Source organism: Pantoea sp. PNA 14-12 (assembly GCF_004364735.1).
Lineage (GTDB): Bacteria > Pseudomonadota > Gammaproteobacteria > Enterobacterales > Enterobacteriaceae > Pantoea > Pantoea stewartii.
The window spans coordinates 441,615-462,664 of the sequence record NZ_SOAJ01000003.1 but is presented as its reverse complement, the minus strand read 5'-3'; the positions used below and the strand labels follow the sequence as shown (position 1 = coordinate 462,664).

The following is a 21,050-nucleotide window of genomic DNA, read 5'->3' as shown; positions in this document are numbered from 1 at the left end:
AAATTATATGGTTTTTACATTAGGTCAGCGTTGGATTAGTGATACAGAAAGTGAACTGGGATTAGGTACCGTGGTGGCGATCGATACTCGCATGATCACGCTGCTCTTCCCGGCCACAGGGGAAAATCGCCTCTACGCTCGCAGCGACTCGCCCGTCACCCGCGTGATTTTTAACCCGGGCGATACCGTGACCAGCCATGAGGGCTGGCAAATGCGGGTGGATGAAGTCCGTAATGACAATGACCTGATAACCTATATCGGTACGCGCCTGGATACTGAAGAAACCAACGTGATGCTGCGTGAAGTCATGCTCGACAGCAAACTGGTGTTCAGCAAGCCCCAGGATCGTCTGTTCGCTGGCCAGCTCGATCGCATGGATCGCTTCGCCCTGCGTTTTCGTGCGCGTAAATATCAAAGTGAACAGTACCGCCTGCCCGTCAGTGGCCTGCGTGGGATGCGTACCAACCTGATTCCCCACCAGTTGCATATCGCCCATGATGTGGGCCGTCGCCATGCACCGCGCGTTCTGCTGGCGGATGAAGTGGGTCTGGGTAAAACCATCGAAGCCGGTATGATCATTCAGCAGCAGCTGTTGGCTGGCCGCGCTGAGCGCGTACTGATTGTGGTACCAGAAACGCTGCAACATCAGTGGCTGGTTGAAATGCTGCGCCGCTTCAACCTGCGCTTTGCGCTGTTCGATGACGATCGTTACGCCGAAGCCCAGCACGACAGCGACAATGCCTTCGATACGGAACAACTGATTATCTGTTCGCTGGACTTTGTTCGTCGCAATAAGCTGCGTCTTGATAAGCTGGCCGACGCGGACTGGGATCTCCTGGTGGTCGATGAAGCGCATCACCTGGCCTGGTCTGAAGGTGAGCCAAGTCGTGAATACCAGGTCATTGAAAAGCTCGCCGAAAACACACCAGGCGTCCTGCTACTGACCGCCACGCCAGAACAACTGGGCATGGAAAGCCACTTCGCACGCCTGCGCCTGCTCGATCCCGATCGTTTCCACGACTTCGCCGCCTTCGTCGAAGAGCAACAGCATTTCCGTCCGATTGCCGATGCGGTCACCTCCCTGCTGGCGGATAATCCCATCTCGCAAGACGAGATGAATATGATCAATGAGCTGGTTGGCGAGCAGGATATCGAACCGCTGCTACAGGTCGCCAACAGTGACCGCGAGGGCAAACAAGAGGCGCGCCAGGAACTCATTTCCATGCTGATGGATCGCCACGGCACCAGCCGCGTGTTGTTCCGTAACACCCGTAACGGCGTGAAGGGCTTCCCGAAACGGGAATTGCATACCATTCGCCTGCCGTTGCCGGCTCAGTACCAGACGGCCATCAAAGTTTCCAGCATCATGGGCGCGCGTAAAAGCGCCGAAGAACGCGCGCGCGACCTGCTCTATCCGGAGCAGATTTATCAAGAGTTTGAAGGCGACACCGGCACCTGGTGGAACTTCGATCCACGTGTAGAATGGCTTATGGGCTATCTGACCAGCAACCGTAAAGAGAAGGTGCTGGTGATTTGCGCGCAGGCCGCAACCGCTCTGCAACTGGAGCAGGTATTACGCGAGCGTGAAGGTATCCGTGCCGCCGTGTTCCACGAAGGGCTGTCGATTATTGAACGCGATCGGGCTGCGGCCTGGTTTGCCTCAGAAGAAAACGGCGCACAGGTTCTGCTGTGTTCAGAAATCGGCTCTGAAGGCCGTAACTTCCAGTTCGCCAGCCGCCTGGTTATGTTCGATCTGCCGTTTAACCCGGACCTGCTGGAGCAACGCATCGGTCGTCTGGATCGTATCGGTCAGGCGCATGACATTCAGATTCTGGTGCCATGGCTGGAAAAAACTGCTCAGGCGGTCCTGCTGCGCTGGTATCACGAAGGGCTGGATGCCTTTGAGCACACCTGTCCGACCGGCAGAACCCTCTATGACAGCGTGCACGCTGAACTGATTAATTATCTGGCTGCGCCGGAAAACAGTGAAGGCTTTGATGACTTTATCGACGCCTGCCGTAAACAGCATGACGCGCTGAAATCTCAGCTTGAACAAGGTCGGGATCGGTTACTGGAGTTGAACTCGAACGGCGGCGACGCCGCGCAGATGCTGGCGAATACCATTGCCGAGCAGGATAACGACACCGAGCTGGTCAACTTTGCCCTGAATCTGTTTGATATCGTGGGCATCAATCAGGAAGATCGTAGCGATAACCTGATTGTGCTGACGCCGTCAGATCATATGTTAGTCCCGGATTTCCCGGGCTTACCTGAAGACGGCTGCACCATCACGTTCAACCGCGATCAGGCCCTGTCGCGTGAAGATACCCAGTTTATTACCTGGGAACATCCGCTGATCCGTAACGGCCTGGATCTGATCCTGTCGGGCGACACGGGCAGTTGTGCGCTGTCGCTGCTGAAGAATAAGGCATTGCCTGTCGGCACGCTGCTGGTAGAACTGATTTACGTGGTGGAATCTCAGGCACCTAAGCATCTGCAGTTAACCCGTTTCCTGCCGCCAACGCCTGTGCGTTTGCTGTTAGATCGCAAGGGCACTAACCTGGCAGGTAAAGTGGAGTTCGAGAGCTTCAACCGTCAGTTGAATGCGGTCAACCGCCATACAGGCAGTAAGCTGGTGAACGCCGTTCAGCAGGATGTTCACGCTATTCTTACCCTGGCGGAAAAAGAAGTCGTCAGTGAAGCACGTGCCATAATCGATACGGCACGGCGCGAAGCGAGTGAAAAGCTGGGGGCCGAGTTATCGCGTCTGGAAGCCCTGAAAGCCGTCAACCCCAATATTCGTGACGATGAAGTTGACGCGCAGGAAAGCAATCGTGAGCAGGTGCTGGAAAGCCTGGATGAAGCCACCTGGCGCCTGGATGCGCTGCGTCTGATTGTGGTTACGCATCAGTAAGTTCAGGGCCGCAAGGCCCTCTTTTTTGGAATAATGTATGGAACCCTATAATCCGCCGCTTGAGCCCTGGCTGCACATTCTCTATCAGGATGCGCACATCATGGTGGTGAATAAGCCCAGCGGCCTGCTTTCCGTGCCGGGTCGACTTGAGGCGCACAAAGACAGCGTGATGACGCGGATCCAGCGGGATTATCCTGAAGCCGAATCGGTGCATCGGCTGGATATGGCCACCAGCGGCGTGATTGTCGTCGCACTGACGAAAGCCGCTGAGCGTGAACTAAAACGTCAGTTTCGCGAGCGCGAACCCGCCAAAACCTATGTCGCTCAGGTCTGGGGACATCCGGCAGAGGAAAAAGGCCTGGTGGATTTGCCCTTGATTTGTGACTGGCCAAACCGGCCAAAACAGAAAGTGTGTTTTGATACGGGTAAGTCGGCACAAACCGAGTATCAGGTGGTGGAATATCGGGACGATAACAGCGCACGCGTCACGTTGAAGCCCATTACCGGCCGTTCGCACCAGTTGCGCGTGCATATGCTGGCGCTGGGCCATCCGATACTTGGGGACGGGTTTTATGCTCACCCGGAAGCCAGGGCAATGGCAAGCCGGCTTCTGCTGCATGCCGAATCGCTGACCATCACGCATCCTGCTTTTGGCAGTGCGATGACCTTCAAGCAGCCCGCCGATTTCTGACCGGCCCGTTTATGACTCGCGCCCCGCGGATGAATCACCGGGGCGCACGCCGCTTACTTAAAGCCTTTTTCTTTGCGAATCAGATCGTAAGCCGACTGAATGTCCTGCGCTTTCTGTTTGGCCATTTCCATCATTTCTGGCGGTAACCCTTTTGCCACCAGCTTATCGGGATGGTGCTCACTCATCAGTTTGCGATAGGCTCGCTTGATGGTAGTGGCATCATCACTGCTTTTCACGCCCAGTACATTACAGGCATCGTCCAGCGTAGGACCGCGTTGTGCCTGCTGGAAACCGCCTTGAGAATAACTGCGGCCGCCGCCAAACTGCTGGCCGCCTTCCATCATGCGCAGAAACTGATCGAACTGGCTGTGTGAAATGCCCAACTCTTCACCAATAACGTACAGGACCTGACGTTCGTTGGGATGCAGTGTGCCGTCGGCAAACGCGGCCTGAATCTGAATTTCCAGAAACATCCGAATCAGGTCAAAACGACCAAAGCAGGCACTGCGTAATTCGCGCAGTTTGGTCCGCAACGGATATTCGCCCTGTTTGCCCTCACGAAAAGCACGTTGTGCGGCAGTACGCGCCTCACCGTGAAGCTGCATGCGGTCCATAAACAGAGACGCAATCTGGATGTCCGCTTCCGTTACGCGCCCTTTCGATTTGGTTAAATGCCCCATCACCTGAAACGTGGTGCTGAAAAACAGTGACTGTCGGGTCTGGGTGTTTGAAAAGTACGCCTTGCTTTGTGCGCCGCGAACCTTGTCAAATCCATGCCCAATGATCAGGCCGATTACAATTCCCCAAAAGCCCGCGCCAGACAATAATCCCAGCACCAGACCTATAACTTTTCCCCAGTAGCGCATAAACTCCTCAATTCGCCATGCTTACGGCTGAAAATTGCATTATCATACCTGTCATTTATCTCAGCGCCTAACGGCAGCGCGGACAGAAAAGGATTAACACTGGCGCAACGCCAGGCAGTGCGTTAGTCTCTGACCCGATTGTCGGCATGATGCCAGTTTTCATGGAATTCTCGATACCGCGTATGAAAAAACGTATACCTACTCTGCTGGCCACCCTGATCGGCGCAGCCATTAGCCAGCAAGCCTTCGCCGACGATTTAATGTCGCAGTGTATGTTAGGCGTGCCGAGTTATAATCGCCCTCTGGTCAATGGCGATCCCAATCAGTTGCCCGTTACTATTCACTCGGATTCCGTGAAAGGCAACTATCCTGATGATGCCATTTTCAAAGGTGATGTAGACGTCAGCCAGGGCAACAGCCGCATGCTGGCTGATGAGGTGCAACTTCACCAACGCCAGCCAGAAGGTCAGACGACGCCCGTCCGGACCGTCGATGCGCTAGGTAATGTGCACTACGACGATAATCAGGTCATCCTGAAAGGTCCGAAAGCCTGGTCGAATCTTAACACCAAAGATACTAACGTCTGGGACGGTGATTATCAGATGGTCGGCCGCCAGGGGCGGGGTACAGGCGATCAAATGAAGCTGCGTGGACAAAACCGTTACACCATCATGGAAAACGGCACCTTCACGTCCTGTCTGCCCGGCAGTAACAGCTGGAGCGTGGCGGGGTCCGAAATCATTCAGGATCGCCAGGAAGAAGTGGCAGAGATCTGGAACGCGCGCTTTAAGCTTGGCCCGGTTCCGGTGTTTTACAGCCCGTATCTGCAGTTGCCGCTGGGCGATCGGCGCCGCTCAGGCTTCCTGATCCCTAATGCCAAATACGGCAGCAATAATGGTTTCGAGTTTATTCTGCCTTACTACTGGAACATCGCGCCTCAGGCCGATGCCACCATTACGCCGCACTATATGAGTAAACGTGGTCTGCAATTGCAGAACGAATTCCGTTACCTCACAGAAGCGGGCGCAGGCCTGGTCGAATTTGATTACCTGGCGTCGGATAAGCAGTACGACAATGAAAAAGCAGCGCGCGGCATAGCCCAAAGCGACAGTTCAGACCGCTGGTTATTTTACTGGCGTCATGCCGGTGTATATGACCAGCACTGGCGCTTTAACGCCGACTATACCAAGGTCAGCGATCAGTATTACTTCAACGATCTGACGTCGCCTTATTACAGCTCGACTGACGGCTATGCCTCACAGAAATTCAGCGTCGGTTATGCGGATACTAACTGGGACGCAACCCTGTCGACCAAAGATTTCCAGATTTTTGGTAATACCAGTAACAGCAATGTCTATCGTGCCTTTCCGCAACTGGACCTGAACTGGTACCAGAACGATGTCGGCCCGTTTGACACCCGCATCTATGCACAGGCCGTAAAGTTTACTAACGTGAACAGCAGTTTCCCCGAAACCACGCGTTTACATGTTGAACCTACGCTCGATCTGCCGTTATCAAACAGCTGGGCCAGCCTGGATACTGAAGCCAAATTTCTGGCCACGCACTATCAGCAAAAAGATGTTGATTACTACAACGCTAACTTTGCCCCCACCAGCACTACCAGCGGTGTCCTGAAAGACTCCGTCAACCGCACATTACCGCAGTTTAAAGTCGATGGGCGCATGGTATTTGATCGTGATATGGACTGGGCACAGGGTTACACCCAAACGCTGGAGCCAAGGGTTCAGTACCTGTATATCCCGTATCGGGACCAGAGCGACATCTATCCTTACGACTCCACGCTGCTGCAAACGGACTACACCGGCCTGTTCCGCGATCGCTCTTACAGCGGTCTGGATCGCATCGCCTCAGCGAACCAGGTCGCGACCGGTGTGACTACACGAATTTATGATAATGATCTGGTTGAACGTTTTAACGTTTCTGTGGGTCAAATCTATTCGTTCACGCCTTCGCGTACAGGCGTTAACCAGACCAATAAAGATGACGATACCGGCAGTCTTCTTTGGGCCGGGGATACGTACTGGAAGATCAGCGAACGCTGGGGCGTGCGTGGCGGGCTGCAATACGATACCCGCCTGAATAACGTGGCGCAGGGCAATACCGTGCTGGAATACCGTCGTGATGCTGACCGTATGGTGCAGTTGAGCTACCGTTACAGCAGCCCGGAGTATGTTGCTTCTGCGCTTAACGACAGCTCACTGGTGAATAACCCGATTTATAAAAACGGGATTTCACAGGTTGGCACCACGGCAAGTTGGCCAATTCATGATGCCTGGTCGGTGGTTGGCGCGTATTACTACGATACGCGCAATAATCGCCCGGCATCACAGCTGGTTGGCCTGCAGTACAGCTCGTGTTGCTACGCGATTCGTCTGGGATATGAACGTAAAATCAACGGTTGGGAAAACAACGACAGTAAGTACGACAACCAAATCTCATTCAACATTGAGTTACGTGGCCTGAGCTCGAATTATGGCCTGGGCACTGGCCAGATGCTGAGTCAGGGGATCATCCCTTACCAGCGTGCATTCTGATGTTGTGATGTTTGACAGGCAATCCCGCAGTGCGGAACCAATAATGGATAAAGTATGAAGAACTGGAGAATGCTGATTCTTGGTGTGGCGATCACTGCCAACACCGTGTTCGCAGCACCACAAGTGGTTGATAAAGTTGCAGCTGTGGTTAATAACGGCGTGGTCCTTGAGAGTGACGTGGACAGCATGATGAACACCGTTAAATCTCAGGCGAAACAGGCCGGCCAGCAGTTACCGGACGATAAAACCTTACGCCATCAGATCCTTGAGCGTGAGATTATGGACGCGATCATTCTGCAGTTAGGCGATAAAGCCGGTTTGCAAATCAGCGATCAGCAGTTGGATCAGGCCATTCAGAATATTGCCGCTCAAAACCACATGACCCTCGATCAGCTGCGCAGTCGTCTGGCCTATGACGGTATGGACTACAACACGTATCGGTCGCAGATTCGTAAAGAGATGCTGATCTCTGAAGTCCGTAATAACGAAGTCCGCCGTCGCGTCACCATCCTGCCACAGGAAGTGGATACGCTGGCAAAACAGGTGGGTGCGCAGAATACTCAAGGGACTGAGATGAATATCAGCACCATTCTTCTGCCGCTGCCTGAAAACCCGACACAACAGCAGGTTGACGATCAGGAAAAACTGGCAAAACAGCTGGTGAGCGAACTGAAGGGCGGTGCTGATTTCGGCAAACTGGCCGTTACCTACTCCGCTGACTCCCAGGCCCTGAAAGGCGGCAATATGGGCTGGTCAAAAATTGAAGAGCTGCCGACGTTGTTTGCTCAGGCTCTGGCCACGGCAAAAAAAGGCGATATCGTTGGTCCGATTCGTTCCGGTGTGGGCTTCCATATTCTGAAAGTGAACGATTTGCGTGGCGAAAGCAAAAACATCTCTGTCACCGAGGTGCACGCACGCCATATTCTGCTGAAGCCGTCACCGATCATGACTGACGATCAGGCCCGCGCGAAGCTGGAACAAATTGCCGCCGATATCCGCAGCGGTAAAACCACTTTTGCGGCCGCCGCAAAACAATTCTCTGACGATCCGGGCTCGGCTAACCAGGGCGGCGATCTGGGATGGACCTCGCCTGAAGTCTTTGACCCGGCGTTCCGCGATGCGCTGCTACGCCTGAAAAAAGGGGAAATTAGCCAGCCCGTTCATTCCTCTTTCGGCTGGCATTTGATTCAGTTGCTGGACACGCGTCAGGTTGATAAAACGGATGCAGCCCAGAAAGAGCGTGCTTACCGCATGCTGTTCAACCGCAAGTTCGCGGAAGAAGCGCAGACCTGGATGCAGGAGCAGCGTGCAGGGGCTTACGTGAAAATTCTGGATAACAATGCGCAGTGATTGTCGTGTGGTGATTACGCCCGGCGAACCCGCCGGGATTGGTCCCGATCTGGCTGTGCAACTGGCTCAACAGGCCTGGCCTGTTGAGCTGGTCGTTTGTGCGTCTCCCCAGCTCTTGCTGCAGCGCGCCGCATTGCTGGGTTTGCCTCTGACCCTGCGTCTCTACGATTCTGCCGAGCCTCCAGTGCCCCAGCAGGCCGGTACACTCACCGTCCTTCCCGTTGAACTCCCGCAGCCCGTCACACCCGGTACGCTTTGTGTCGACAACGGTCACTATGTACTGGAAACGCTGGCTCGCGCCTGCGACGGCTGCTTGTCCGGTGAGTTTGCTGCATTGATTACCGGCCCTGTGCATAAGGGCGTGATCAATGACGCTGGGATACCGTTTACAGGCCATACCGAATTCTTTGCCGAGCGTGCAGGCGCGCAGCGCGTGGTCATGATGCTGGCAACAGAGCAGTTACGCGTCGCGCTTGCGACTACGCACCTGCCGTTAAAAGCGGTCGCTGACGCCGTCACCCGGGATTGCCTGCATGAAGTGATCACCATCCTGCATCAGGATCTCAAAGAGAAATTCGCGATCGCCCAGCCGCATATTTTTGTTTGTGGGCTGAATCCTCATGCGGGTGAAGGCGGCCATATGGGTCGGGAAGAGATAGACACGATTATCCCGGCCCTGAATGAACTCCGCCAGCAGGGTATTCAACTGACTGGCCCATTGCCCGCGGACACACTTTTCCAGCCCAAATATCTGCAACATGCCGATGCGGTGCTAGCGATGTATCACGATCAGGGCTTACCGGTTCTCAAATTTCAGGGATTTGGTCGCGCGGTAAATATTACCCTCGGCCTGCCGTTTATCCGTACCTCAGTCGATCACGGCACCGCGCTTGAACTAGCCGGGCTGGGTCAGGCTGACGCGGGCAGCTTTATCACGGCGCTTAATCTCGCCATCACTATGATCAAGAGCAGTAATGAATAATCGCGTCCATCAGGGGCACTACGCCCGTAAACGTTTCGGGCAGAACTTCCTGAACGATCAATACATTATCGACAGCATTGTCTCCGCCATTCATCCGCAACGCGACGAAGCGTTAGTCGAGATTGGGCCGGGCCTCGGTGCCCTGACAGAACCGGTCGGCGAACGTCTCGACAGCTTAACGGTTGTGGAGCTTGACCGCGATCTGGCAGCCCGCCTGCAGACACATCCGTTTTTAGGTCCTAAGCTGACGATTTATCAGCAGGATGCCATGACCTTTGATTTTGCCGCGCTGGCTAAAGAGAAAGGCCAGCCGCTACGCGTCTTTGGTAATCTGCCCTACAACATTTCGACCCCGCTGATGTTTCATCTGTTCAGCTATACTGGTTCGATTAAAGATATGCACTTCATGCTGCAGAAAGAAGTGGTTAATCGCCTGGTGGCCGGTCCGGGCAGCAAAGCATATGGTCGCCTGAGCGTCATGGCGCAGTATTACTGCCAGGTCATCCCAGTGCTGGAAGTGCCACCACACGCTTTTACGCCGCCTCCTAAGGTGGATTCAGCGGTAGTACGTTTGGTGCCTTTTATGACGCCACCGCATCCGGTAAAAGACGTGCGTATTTTAAGCCGTATTACCACGGAAGCGTTCGGCCAACGTCGTAAAACGCTGCGTAACAGCCTGAGCCATATGGTGACTGCGGGTGCGCTGGAAGACTTGTCGATCGATACGGGCCTGCGTGCAGAAAACGTGTCGGTTGCGCAATATTGTCAGTTAGCAAACTGGTTGGCAGACCATCTGGATAAACCGCAGGAGTAACCTATGAGTGAACCGGCCCGCGTATCGATCCACGTCCAAAGCCTTTATGTCGCCTCGCAATCCTCACCGGAAGAAGAGCGTTATGTTTTTGCTTATACCGTTACGATCCGCAATTTAGGCCGCTCCTCTGTGCAACTGCTCGGGCGCTACTGGTTGATCACCAACGGCAATGGACGTGAAACAGAAGTTCAGGGTGAAGGCGTAATCGGTGAACAACCACACATTGCGTCCGGTAGTGAATACCAATATACCAGTGGCGCGGTGCTTGAAACGCCTATGGGCACGATGCAGGGCCACTATGTGATGGTGGATGAGCAAGGCGATACGTTTCACGTCGACATCCCCGTTTTCCGCCTGGCTGTTGAAAGCCATATTCACTGAACCTGATGCCTTTCGCCCGACTAACGGGCGACTGTTTTTTGTTGGATAATTCACAATGAATACTTACCTGATTGGCGACGTTCACGGTTGTTATGATGAATTACGTGCTCTGCTAAACCAGGTGAACTATGATCCTGGTCAGGATACCTTGTGGCTGACAGGTGATCTGGTCGCACGTGGGCCCGGCTCGCTGGAGGTACTACGCTACGTCAAATCGCTGGGAGACAGCGTTCGCCTGGTTCTGGGCAATCACGATCTGCATTTGCTGGCCGTTTATGCCGGCATCAGCCGCAATAAACCTAAAGATCGCCTGACGCCACTGCTGGAAGCGGAAGACGCAGATGAATTGATCAACTGGCTACGTCGGCAGCCTCTGCTGCAGGTTGATGAAGAAAAGAAGCTGGTGATGGGCCATGCGGGCATTACGCCGCAGTGGGATCTGGAGACGGCGCAACGCTGCGCGCGTGAAGTCGAAGCCGTCCTGGCCAGTGACAGCTATCCGCTGTTCCTTGATGCCATGTATGGCGACATGCCGAATAACTGGAGCGAATCCCTGTCCGGCCTGGCGCGGCTACGTTTCTCTACTAACGCGCTGACCCGTATGCGTTTTTGCTTCCCAAACGGACAGCTCGATATGATTTGTAAGGATGCGCCTGAATCAGCGCCGCCACCGCTTAAACCCTGGTTTACGATTGAAGGGCCCGTTGCCCGCGATCACACCATTGTGTTTGGGCACTGGGCATCACTGGAAGGCAAAGGGACACCAGAGGGCATTATCGGTCTGGATACCGGTTGCTGCTGGGGTGGGAATCTGACCCTGCTGCACTGGGAAACGCAGCGTTATTATGTTCAGCCTTCCAACCGCCAGCTTTCTGTACCAGACGATCTGTCACCCCAACAGTCAGCCAGCTGATCCACCGCCATAAAAACGCCTTGTCCCAACAACAAGGCGTTTTTCGATCCCCCATTAACGACGTCGTTCGAGAATCTCGAAGCAGTAGCTGTGCGAATTCTGCTCGTCAGCGTCATGGAATTCGCTAAAGGTAGAATGCCATTCATCCGGTTCGTAGTCCGGGAACTGGGTATCCCCTTCTACTTCAGCATCAATATGCGTCAGATAAAGGCGGTCAGCGCGGGCTAACATCTGTTCATAAATGCGGCCGCCGCCAATGACCATGATCTCTTCAGCTTCGCCCGCAGCGTTTACTGCGTCATCCAGCGACGTTACCCAGGTAACGCCTTCTGCGTGACCGGGTTTACTGCTGACCACAATATTCAACCGGCCCGGTAAAGGCCGGCCGATCGATTCAAAAGTCAGCCTGCCCATAATGACGGGCTTTTTCAGTGTGTTGCGCTTAAACCACGCCAGATCTGCAGGCAGGTCCCACGGCATGGCGTTTTCCATTCCAATAATGCGATCTGCTGCTAATGCCGCGATAAGACTAATCATGTTAAAAAGCTCGCTGAAAAAAAACAGGCGCCATGATACGTAAAGGTTAAACCTTCGTCGATAGCAGGAACGGGCTTCTTAAATAAAGCGGCATAGACACCGCCTTTCAGAGTTTGTACAGGGTTTTACTCCGCAAAAATCGCGGTTATAACCCTTAAATCGCCAGATAATGACGCGAGTGCGTGATAAACACAGAGAATAAAACGGCTCCAGACGGAGCCGTTGGGATTATCAGAAATCGTAGCGGAAGCGAACCAGATTCATGTCGCCCTGATTATCCGTGCTGGACGTGAAGACATGTTCGTAATCCACACGGAAACCATAGTCAAGGAACAGCGTTACGCCCAGACCATTGTCGATGCGCTGGTAGTTACGGCCATTCGCATATTCTAAACGGTCACCCATGACATAAGGCTGAACGGCTTTGACACCATATTGCGCCACCGGGATTTTATATCCGGCGTAATATTCGATGCCCCAGGCATCATCCGCAAAATAGTTATTCACGTTGCGCTGTTTGGTGGTCAGGAAGTTTTGGTACCAGCCACCCCCTGCTGACAGGGTCCAGTTACCTGGCGTCCAGCTCAATGCTGTTCCAAAAATGTTTTGGTCGTAATCTTTACTGTTGCCAGTAGCAGGATTACGCATGCTGGCGCGGGTGTAGTTCCAGGCCGTGCCCCATGCCAGGGTAGGCGTAATATTGTAATTCACACCCAGCGAGCCACCGCCCTGGCGCTTATAGCGCAGCCCGTTGCCCGGCAGATACTCGTTATCGCTAAACAGGTAAGAGGCGTAAAGATCGACTGCCCCATAACTGTTTTTGTATTTCAGCTGTTTACGAGAACGGTAGGAACCATCGTAATCACCGTTAATGCCGTTGCCCGGCGCCTGGGCCAGCATGTCGTAATCCCAGATATCCGTCTTGGCACCCACAACATCGTAATAAACGCTGTTCTGCTGACCAAAGGTTAACTGGCCCCAGGTTTTACTTTTCAGGCCGGTATAAAGCTGGCGGCGAGTAGTCTCGTGCGCACCTTCAGCGTAGTGATTATCCCAGTTAAACACGGCCGGAATGTTAACGCCCAGTTCATAGTAGCTGGTCCAGCTAATATCATCGAACAGGTAGTAGTCGGCGCTGAAACGGAAACGGGATCCGCCGTCAAAACCATTACGCTTGTAAGATTTATCGTTGACGCCGGTTTGATGATTAAACTGGGGGCGAATGCTGCCACCAAATTTGAAATCGAGACGGCTAAGGGGATCGCCTGCTTGTGGGTCTTGTTTAAGAAGAGTGATTTCAGCCTGGCTGGAAAACGTGACCAGAGCCAACAGTGCAGCCACTGCACTCAGTGCAAAATTACGCGCTTTCATTGTTATAAATATCCTGTTTACGCTCTCTTCATGAGCGGGCAGGATATTACATTGGCCATGCATGAGTTGGTAGTACTTTGTATTATAAATTCGTGCGAAAAAGCGAATCAGGCATGATTTGATAATAATTAAATCAAATTTCTTAAATTGTTTACCCACCTCTCTCTTTTGCCGGAATCGTATCAGACATCGTACGGCTTTTTTGCTTCAGTCATTTCCTGAAAAACGGTAAGAGAAACAGGCCCGCCTGGTAACTGTTATTGAAGATAAGACGCGTTCTCACAACGCACTGACTTCAGATAATGACGCGTCCATTAGGCACAGCATGGCACCATCTGTTTTTGTACTCTCCTGACATCGAACCATAGGAATAATAGAGAGGAACCTGTTTATCAGACGCCTCCTGATGCAAAGAGGTAAGATTCTTCCACATCAGCATCGTCCCCACTGCGCCCGCATTGCTGTCCATCCGGTAGCCAATATTGATAAAGTCCACAAACATGCCAACCTGGCTATTTACAGAGACCAGTAATTGCAGCCCGATTGGCTCATTGTTCAGGAACATCATATGCCCTTTGAAGCAGTGCTGGAACTCACGGAAAAAGGCTTTATTGATGTCTCTTTCAGCAATTGGCTGCTCCCGTCTCGCGCGATATAACGCTTCGAAAACCTCAAAAATATGCTCACCATCAAGATGATTTACATTAAGCAAACTCCCGCCATCAGCGAGGAATTTTCTTAATTCGCGTTCGCGGGTTGAGACAGTTTTTCGTGAGAAGTCGACAGCAGGGTTTTTCGTCAATGCTGCTTTATTCTTGCTCAACAAACGATAAGACGCATTAAGAAACGTATTACCGTGCAGATGATGCAACGACTTACAACGAAAGGGCAAAAGGACCTTTGTTTTGGTGTCGCGACAAAAGGGTATATAAACGGATGTTGATGGGGTCAGTAGCGCAGGAAGCGAACGCTGAGGGTTTTTACCATCGTTGGCGAGCCAGCCTTTTTCAACGCAAACGCTCCCTACCATAGCCCCTTTCACCTTATAGGCATAAAACGTGAAAGGCTGCTGATGGCGCATCCGGAAAGCGATAAATTCCGGCGCTGACTCACAGTTGTACCCAAAATCATCACACGCTTTTTGATAGTCGTTAAAAGAGCACTGCTCCCATCTGAAAAACCTGGGGATCAACATGGTAAATACGCACTTATATTAGCGAAAAAGGTTTACAGTACCTGTCGGCACTCCGGAACAGCATGGCCTTAACCAATTCCGCATTGTAAAGTTAAGCACAACAACAGAACAGTTTGTTATTCGCGACTTTATATAATAATGGCCTCCCGTTTAGATTTCGTTGATTTTTTGGCAATGGTTTAAAATAACAGGGCGAAACCTGACGAGCAATATTAAAAACAAGAGTAACGAGAAAAATAAACAATTTGATGAATAGCTAGATAAAACCAATTAAATATGAAAAACAAATTAACTTATAATTAATCTTTTTTAAACGGATGATCCATTGGCAACACAGCATTCTTATTTTTTATAGAATAAACTTTTCATCTGATTCAGAGCATATCTGGAATATTACAGCGCCGTTTAAACCTGCGGGCTGTGGGGCGGCCCTGGCCAGTGATGACGCATGGCCGAGAGCCACAGCCGCATTTAGACGGGGTGCGAATGGTGGCGTAAGACAGAAAAGGCACGCTGGTCAGGCTGTTGCAATACAACACTCTCTGCATCAGCTTTACAGGCACATCGTGTGAACACATGCGATGTAAACTGGACGTACTGCAAAAAAAAAGCCCCTGCCAGAAGCGCTCTGCTGATGGCAGATGCTCCCGACAGGGGCCTGAGCGCTCAGTCTGCGCTATTTATGCGCAAGGATTTGCGCATGCATCTCCTGCACCGAAATGACTTTTTCGGTTGGATCGGCATTTAGCGCCATTGCCGTTGCGAAGCCACCGTTCAGCGTCGTGTCGTAATGCACCTTATATTGCAGTGCGCTGCGACGAATCAGCTTGGAGTCTTCAATCGCCTGACGACCTGCTGTGGTATTTACGATATAGGCGTACTCACCGTTTTTCAGGCGGTCCTGAATGTGCGGGCGGCCTTCGTGAACCTTATTCACCAGGCGCGGGTTAATACCGGCCTCGCCCAGTACCACAGCCGTACCGTGCGTCGCATCCAGTTCAAAACCAAACTTCTGCAACTTCGCCGCGAGATCAACGATACGTTTCTTGTCGCCTTCACGAACGGACAGCAGCGCACGTCCGGTTTTCTTCATGTTGCTTTGCGCACCCAGCATCGCCTTGGCAAACGCCTCGGCAAAGGTACGGCCCACGCCCATGACTTCCCCGGTTGAACGCATTTCAGGTCCCAGAATTGGGTCAACGCCCTGGAATTTGTTAAACGGCAGCACCACTTCTTTGACAGAGTAGTAAGGTGGAATCACCTCTTTGGTGACGCCCTGCTCCGCCAGCGTTTTGCCTGCCATTACGCGGGCTGCCACTTTTGCCAGCGGAACGCCGGTTGCTTTTGACACGAACGGGACGGTACGCGCCGCACGCGGGTTAACTTCAATCAGGTAAACTTCGTTGTCTTTGACCGCAAACTGTACGTTCATCAGGCCACGCACATTCAGCTCAAACGCCAGTTTTTCAACCTGCTGACGCATGACATTCTGAATATCCTGACTCAAGGTGTAGGCCGGCAGTGAACAGGCCGAGTCACCCGAGTGAACGCCAGCCTGCTCGATATGTTCCATGATACCGCCGATCAGCACGCGCTCACCGTCGCAGATAGCATCCACATCGACTTCGACGGCATCATCCAGGAAGCGATCCAGCAAGACCGGCGCATCGTTGGACACTGACACCGCCGTCTGGAAATAGCGTTTCAGGTCGATTTCGTCGTAGACAATTTCCATGGCGCGTCCGCCCAGGACATAAGAGGGGCGGACCACCAGCGGATAACCAATGCCCGCCGCTTTTTCAACCGCCTGCTCCAGCGTGGTGACGGTGGCGTTAGCTGGCTGCTTCAGACTCAGACGGTCAACCGCCTGCTGAAAACGTTCACGGTCTTCTGCGCGATCGATGGCATCCGGGCTGGTGCCAATGACCGGCACACCTGCCGCTTCCAGCGCGCGAGCCAGTTTCAGTGGCGTTTGTCCACCGTACTGCACGATAACGCCTTTCGGTTTTTCGATGCGCACGATTTCCAGCACGTCTTCCAGCGTGACAGGTTCAAAGTAGAGGCGGTCAGAAGTGTCGTAATCGGTGGACACGGTTTCCGGGTTACAGTTGACCATGATGGTTTCATAGCCATCTTCACGCAGCGCCAGTGCTGCGTGGACACAGCAGTAGTCAAACTCAATGCCCTGACCAATACGGTTTGGTCCGCCACCCAGCACCATAATCTTGTCGCGATCCTGATTAGGATGAGCTTCGCACTCTTCTTCATAGGTGGAGTACATATAAGCGGTGTCTGTTGCAAATTCCGCCGCACAGGTATCCACGCGCTTATAGACTGGATGAAGATGATACTGCTGACGCAGTTTACGAATCTCGCCTTCCGCGACTCCCGCCAGGGCTGCCAGACGTGCGTCAGCAAAACCTTTTCGCTTCAGTGCGCGCAGGAAATCCGCGTTAAGGCCGTTGATGCCTTCACGCGCTACCTGCTCTTCCAGGCGAACCAGCTCTTCAATCTGCACCAGGAACCAGCGATCAATATTGGTAAGATTAAATACGCCATCGACCGACATGCCTGCACGGAACGCGTCCGCGATGTACCAGATACGATCCGAACCGGCATCTTTCAGCTCACGACGAATGCGGGTCAACGCTTCCGCATCGTCCAGATGCACTTTCGGGTCAAAACCATTAGCTCCCACTTCCAGACCACGCAGTGCTTTCTGCACCGACTCCTGGAAAGTACGGCCAATCGCCATGACTTCACCCACCGATTTCATCTGGGTGGTCAGACGGTCATTCGCACCGGCAAATTTTTCAAAGTTGAAGCGAGGAATTTTTGTCACGACATAATCAATAGACGGCTCGAACGAGGCTGGTGTGCGTCCCCCAGTGATATCGTTCATCAGCTCATCCAGCGTAAAGCCTACCGCCAGTTTCGCGGCCACTTTGGCAATCGGGAATCCGGTGGCCTTCGATGCCAGCGCTGAAGAGCGTGACACACGCGGGTTCATCTCGATGACGATCAGACGGCCATTTTTCGGGTTCACCGCGAACTGGACGTTGGAGCCACCGGTTTCCACGCCGATCTCACGCAGTACCGCCAGCGAGGCGTTACGCATGATCTGGTACTCTTTGTCGGTCAGCGTCTGTGCGGGCGCCACCGTAATGGAGTCACCGGTGTGAATGCCCATGGCGTCAAAGTTTTCGATAGAGCAGACAATGATGCAGTTGTCGTTTTTGTCACGCACAACTTCCATCTCATACTCTTTCCAGCCAATCAGCGATTCGTCGATTAACAGCTCGTTGGTAGGCGAAAGATCGAGTCCGCGTTCGCAGATCTCTTCAAACTCTTCGCGGTTATACGCGATACCGCCACCGGTGCCACCCATAGTGAACGACGGACGAATAATGCAGGGGAAGCCGACATCGGCAGCCACCGCCAGCGCTTCTTCCATCGTATGTGCGATACCGGAGCGCGCCGTATCCAGACCAATGCTTTTCATCGCCACGTCGAAGCGGCGGCGGTCTTCCGCTTTATCGATCGCATCGGCCGTGGCACCGATCATGGTTACGCCAAACTCGTCAAGAACGCCCTGACGTTCCAGCTCCAGCGCACAGTTCAGCGCCGTCTGGCCGCCCATGGTTGGCAACACCGCATCCGGGCGCTCTTTCTCAATAATCTTACGTACTACTTCCCAGTGAATCGGCTCGATGTAGGTTGCATCGGCCATTTCCGGGTCGGTCATAATGGTCGCCGGGTTCGAGTTCACCAGAATGACGCGGTAACCCTCTTCGCGCAGGGCTTTACAGGCCTGGGCACCGGAATAGTCGAATTCGCAGGCCTGACCGATCACAATCGGACCGGCACCAAGAATCAGGATGGATTTTATATCTGTACGTTTTGGCATGATTAGCTCCTGATTACTTTGCTTTCGAACGGAATGCGTCAATCAACTCGATAAAGTGGTCAAATAACGGTGCGGCATCACCCGGCCCCGGGCTGGCTTCAGGATGGCCCTGGAAGCTGAACGCAGGCTTGTCGGTGCGATGGATACCCTGCACGGTTTTATCAAACAGCGAAATATGCGTTACCCGCAGATTGGCGGGCAGATGGGTTTCATCCACCGCAAAGCCGTGGTTCTGTGCCGTAATCATGACGCGATTGTTATCGAGATCTTTCACCGGGTGGTTACCACCGTGGTGACCCAGCTTCATTTTTACGGTTTTTGCGCCGCTGGCCAGTGCCAGCAACTGGTGGCCAAGGCAAATGCCAAACACCGGAATGTCGGTTTTCAGAAAGGCTTCAATCGCCTCAATGGCGTAATCGCAGGGCTCCGGATCACCCGGACCGTTTGACAGGAAGATGCCATCCGGATTCATCGCCAGAACGGTTTCGGCGGGCGTTTTAGCCGGGACAACCGTCAGACGGCAGCCGCGGTCGACCAGCATGCGCAGAATATTGCGCTTAGCGCCATAATCGTAAGCCACAACATGGTAGGGCAGCGCTTCTGCTGACGTCTGCGCGGGTAAATCCCCTTCCAGCGTCCAGCTCCCCTGCAGCCAGGTGTAGGTTTCTGCCGTCGTCACTTCCTTCGCCAGATCCATCCCTTTCAACCCCGGAAACGCTTGCGCTTTCTGTAAGGCCAGAGCGGCATCCGGATTGTCGCCCGCGATAATGCAGCCATTCTGTGCGCCTTTCTCGCGCAGCAGACGCGTCAGCTTACGTGTATCAATATCGGCAATAGCAACAATGTTATTGCGCTGCAGATAGGCTGACAGGCTCTCTTCGCTGCGGTAGTTGCTGGCAATAAGTGGCAGGTCGCGAATGACAAGCCCCTGAGCGTGAATCTGGCTGGATTCTTCATCGGCGGGGTTGGCACCAACGTTGCCGATATGGGGATAAGTGAGAGTAACGATTTGACGAGAATAGGAAGGATCAGTGAGGATTTCTTGATAACCAGTCATTGACGTATTGAAAACGACTTCCCCCACTGCCGACCCTGTAGCCCCGATGGCCCGACCGTGGAATTGGGTTCCGTCTTCCAGAACCAAGAGCGCTGACTTAATCAAAACATCCTCCAGGGAATAAACAGTCACATTATCTGCATATTAATTCATAATGATGATCTGAATCAATGCAAAAACGGCCTGAGTGGTCAATTTTTGGCAAATTGCGCGCATTCTAATGATCGCTCTGGTACTTGTCCACCCTGAAGCCACTTTTTTAACATCTTTTCAGGCTCAGAGCGAAAAAAAAGAGGATAAGGGACAAAAACAGGGGCAAACATAATCAAATAATCGTTTGCTCATCGTGGAGAAGCATTATTCTGCCTGAGAAGGCTATTAATTTTGACCAAATGGTCAAATTTAACAGGTTTACCGTTAAGATGAAGAGAGAAGAAATAAGTTTATGAGCATTTATACAGAAAAAATAAATAAGAGGCTTATTTTTTACAAAATTAAGGGCAATAATATTATTGCCCTTTTTCAATCAATAAATTAGCGATTGAAATCACCACATCACACAGGTAAAACCCATTACAAACTGGCTAAATCAAGGACATCACGCATATCGTAAAGCCCTTTTTTCTTCGCACTTACCCATAATGCCGCCTTAACCGCGCCATTAGCAAACGTCATACGGCTTGACGCCTTATGAGTAATCTCTACACGCTCTCCGTCATCTGCAAACATGGCCGTATGTTCGCCGACAATGTCACCGGCTCGCACTGTTGCAAAACCAATGGTTTGAGCCTTACGTTCGCCGGTGTGCCCTTCGCGACTGTAAACGGCATGATCAGCCAGTTTCCAGTCCATGGCGTCGGCAATGGCTTCCCCCATGGCCAGCGCCGTTCCTGAAGGAGCGTCCACTTTGTGACGATGATGCGCTTCGATAATCTCAATATCCGCATAATCGCCCATCACGGTAGCGGCTTTCTCCAGCAGCTTCAGAACCAGATTGACGCCAACGCTGAAGTTCGCCGCAAAGACTATCCCCGTCTCTGTTGCCGCATCACGAATCGCCGCCTTACCGGCTTCGTCAAATCCGGTCGTACCAATAATCATTGCCTTGCGGTGTTCACGGCACAGTGCCAGGTAGGCCAGCGTCCCTTCGGGACGGGTGAAATCGATTAAGACGTCAAAATCATCCATCACAGCACGCAGATCATCGACAACGGGAACGTCCAGTTTGCCCACGCCCGCCAGTTCACCAGCATCGGTGCCGATTAATGACGAGCCCGGACGTGCCAGTGCCGCGCCCAGATCCACGCCGTTGGCATGAACGACCGCCTGAATCAGGTTACGGCCCATGCGTCCCGGCGCACCCACGATGGCAATGCGGATATTCTTCATATTTATTCATTCCTAAAACAAAACTATGCATGCAAGCGCAATCAGGTTAACCATGAGATAACAACTGCGCCACTTTTTCTCGGGGATAATAAGAATTTTTATGCCAGGCGAAGGCGATTATCAGTAAA

Annotated in this window: 15 protein-coding genes; 8 read left to right on the top strand and 7 right to left on the bottom strand. The window is 52.8% G+C overall.

Annotated features, from left to right (window positions below):
- Positions 1-7: 7 nt before the first annotated feature.
- Together rapA and rluA are read left to right on the top strand one after the other, a co-directional pair.
- Entirely contained in the window at positions 8-2,914 is a 2,907-nt protein-coding gene (gene rapA / locus C7434_RS13210; protein WP_133745524.1) for an RNA polymerase-associated protein RapA, read from the top strand.
- Between the two features lie 37 nt (positions 2,915-2,951).
- Positions 2,952-3,605 (top strand): bifunctional tRNA pseudouridine(32) synthase/23S rRNA pseudouridine(746) synthase RluA, encoded by a 654-nt coding sequence (rluA, locus tag C7434_RS13205; protein ID WP_133745523.1) that lies wholly within the window; start codon positions 2,952-2,954, stop codon positions 3,603-3,605.
- Positions 3,606-3,658: 53 nt separating this feature from the next.
- On the opposite strand, the gene djlA is transcribed toward rluA, so the two are convergent.
- Positions 3,659-4,471: a co-chaperone DjlA gene (gene djlA, locus C7434_RS13200; protein ID WP_006117650.1), complete on the bottom strand. Its 813-nt coding sequence runs from the start codon at positions 4,469-4,471 to the stop codon at positions 3,659-3,661.
- 182 nt (positions 4,472-4,653) lie between these two features.
- On the opposite strand from djlA, the gene lptD reads away from it, so the two are divergent.
- From lptD to apaH, 6 genes are read left to right on the top strand one after another with little or no spacing between them, the layout of a single operon-like run.
- Positions 4,654-7,026 carry an LPS assembly protein LptD gene (lptD, locus tag C7434_RS13195; protein ID WP_166649057.1) on the top strand — a complete coding sequence of 791 codons (2,373 nt, stop codon included), beginning with the start codon at positions 4,654-4,656 and terminating at the stop codon, positions 7,024-7,026.
- Between the two features lie 54 nt (positions 7,027-7,080).
- Positions 7,081-8,376, top strand: a complete 1,296-nt coding sequence (surA, locus tag C7434_RS13190) for a peptidylprolyl isomerase SurA (RefSeq protein WP_033740234.1) — start codon at positions 7,081-7,083, stop codon at positions 8,374-8,376.
- Positions 8,366-9,358 carry a 4-hydroxythreonine-4-phosphate dehydrogenase PdxA gene (gene pdxA / locus C7434_RS13185; RefSeq protein WP_033740233.1) on the top strand — a complete coding sequence of 331 codons (993 nt, stop codon included), beginning with the start codon at positions 8,366-8,368 and terminating at the stop codon, positions 9,356-9,358. The genes surA and pdxA overlap by 11 nt, the downstream gene beginning before the upstream one ends.
- Positions 9,351-10,172, top strand: a complete 822-nt coding sequence (rsmA, locus tag C7434_RS13180) for a 16S rRNA (adenine(1518)-N(6)/adenine(1519)-N(6))-dimethyltransferase RsmA (protein WP_033740232.1) — start codon at positions 9,351-9,353, stop codon at positions 10,170-10,172. Before pdxA ends, rsmA begins: the two co-directional genes overlap by 8 nt.
- A 3-nt stretch (positions 10,173-10,175) precedes the next feature.
- Positions 10,176-10,553, top strand: coding sequence for a Co2+/Mg2+ efflux protein ApaG (gene apaG / locus C7434_RS13175; protein ID WP_006117645.1), 378 nt, complete (start codon positions 10,176-10,178; stop codon positions 10,551-10,553).
- A 55-nt stretch (positions 10,554-10,608) separates the two neighbouring features.
- The gene (gene apaH, locus C7434_RS13170; RefSeq protein ID WP_033740231.1) at positions 10,609-11,466 is read left to right on the top strand and encodes a bis(5'-nucleosyl)-tetraphosphatase (symmetrical) ApaH; all 858 of its coding nucleotides are present in this window, start codon (positions 10,609-10,611) and stop codon (positions 11,464-11,466) included.
- 54 nt (positions 11,467-11,520) lie between these two features.
- Here apaH and folA read toward each other — a convergent pair whose 3' ends face one another.
- The 6 genes from folA to dapB all read right to left on the bottom strand — a co-directional run bounded on the left by folA (position 11,521) and on the right by dapB (position 20,922).
- The gene (folA, locus tag C7434_RS13165) at positions 11,521-12,003 is read right to left on the bottom strand and encodes a type 3 dihydrofolate reductase (RefSeq protein ID WP_006117643.1); all 483 of its coding nucleotides are present in this window, start codon (positions 12,001-12,003) and stop codon (positions 11,521-11,523) included.
- 231 nt (positions 12,004-12,234) lie between these two features.
- Positions 12,235-13,374, bottom strand: coding sequence for an autotransporter domain-containing protein (locus C7434_RS13160; RefSeq protein ID WP_033740230.1), 1,140 nt, complete (start codon positions 13,372-13,374; stop codon positions 12,235-12,237).
- A 295-nt stretch (positions 13,375-13,669) separates the two neighbouring features.
- Positions 13,670-14,569: a transcriptional regulator gene (locus C7434_RS13155; RefSeq protein WP_110267858.1), complete on the bottom strand. Its 900-nt coding sequence runs from the start codon at positions 14,567-14,569 to the stop codon at positions 13,670-13,672.
- Positions 14,570-15,245: 676 nt separating this feature from the next.
- Complete coding sequence (gene carB, locus C7434_RS13150; protein WP_033740229.1) at positions 15,246-18,476, bottom strand: carbamoyl-phosphate synthase large subunit; 3,231 nt, start codon at positions 18,474-18,476, stop codon at positions 15,246-15,248.
- A 13-nt stretch (positions 18,477-18,489) separates the two neighbouring features.
- The gene (gene carA, locus C7434_RS13145; RefSeq protein ID WP_006117640.1) at positions 18,490-19,638 is read right to left on the bottom strand and encodes a glutamine-hydrolyzing carbamoyl-phosphate synthase small subunit; all 1,149 of its coding nucleotides are present in this window, start codon (positions 19,636-19,638) and stop codon (positions 18,490-18,492) included.
- Positions 19,639-20,106: 468 nt separating this feature from the next.
- Positions 20,107-20,922, bottom strand: a complete 816-nt coding sequence (dapB, locus tag C7434_RS13140; RefSeq protein ID WP_033740228.1) for a 4-hydroxy-tetrahydrodipicolinate reductase — start codon at positions 20,920-20,922, stop codon at positions 20,107-20,109.
- Positions 20,923-21,050 lie beyond the last annotated feature (128 nt).

Excerpts from the sequence above, each read along its gene's own strand:
- rapA (WP_133745524.1), top strand. The coding sequence starts at position 8 with ATGGTTTTTACATTAGGTCAGCGTTGGATTAGTGATACAGAAAGTGAA.
- apaG (WP_006117645.1), top strand. The coding sequence starts at position 10,176 with ATGAGTGAACCGGCCCGCGTATCGATCCACGTCCAAAGCCTTTATGTC.
- carB (WP_033740229.1), bottom strand. The coding sequence starts at position 18,476 with ATGCCAAAACGTACAGATATAAAATCCATCCTGATTCTTGGTGCCGGT.
- apaH (WP_033740231.1), top strand. The coding sequence starts at position 10,609 with ATGAATACTTACCTGATTGGCGACGTTCACGGTTGTTATGATGAATTA.
- lptD (WP_166649057.1), top strand. The coding sequence starts at position 4,654 with ATGAAAAAACGTATACCTACTCTGCTGGCCACCCTGATCGGCGCAGCC.
- C7434_RS13155 (WP_110267858.1), bottom strand. The coding sequence starts at position 14,569 with ATGTTGATCCCCAGGTTTTTCAGATGGGAGCAGTGCTCTTTTAACGAC.
- folA (WP_006117643.1), bottom strand. The coding sequence starts at position 12,003 with ATGATTAGTCTTATCGCGGCATTAGCAGCAGATCGCATTATTGGAATG.
- pdxA (WP_033740233.1), top strand. The coding sequence starts at position 8,366 with ATGCGCAGTGATTGTCGTGTGGTGATTACGCCCGGCGAACCCGCCGGG.
- rsmA (WP_033740232.1), top strand. The coding sequence starts at position 9,351 with ATGAATAATCGCGTCCATCAGGGGCACTACGCCCGTAAACGTTTCGGG.
- C7434_RS13160 (WP_033740230.1), bottom strand. The coding sequence starts at position 13,374 with ATGAAAGCGCGTAATTTTGCACTGAGTGCAGTGGCTGCACTGTTGGCT.
- surA (WP_033740234.1), top strand. The coding sequence starts at position 7,081 with ATGAAGAACTGGAGAATGCTGATTCTTGGTGTGGCGATCACTGCCAAC.
- djlA (WP_006117650.1), bottom strand. The coding sequence starts at position 4,471 with ATGCGCTACTGGGGAAAAGTTATAGGTCTGGTGCTGGGATTATTGTCT.
- rluA (WP_133745523.1), top strand. The coding sequence starts at position 2,952 with ATGGAACCCTATAATCCGCCGCTTGAGCCCTGGCTGCACATTCTCTAT.
- dapB (WP_033740228.1), bottom strand. The coding sequence starts at position 20,922 with ATGAAGAATATCCGCATTGCCATCGTGGGTGCGCCGGGACGCATGGGC.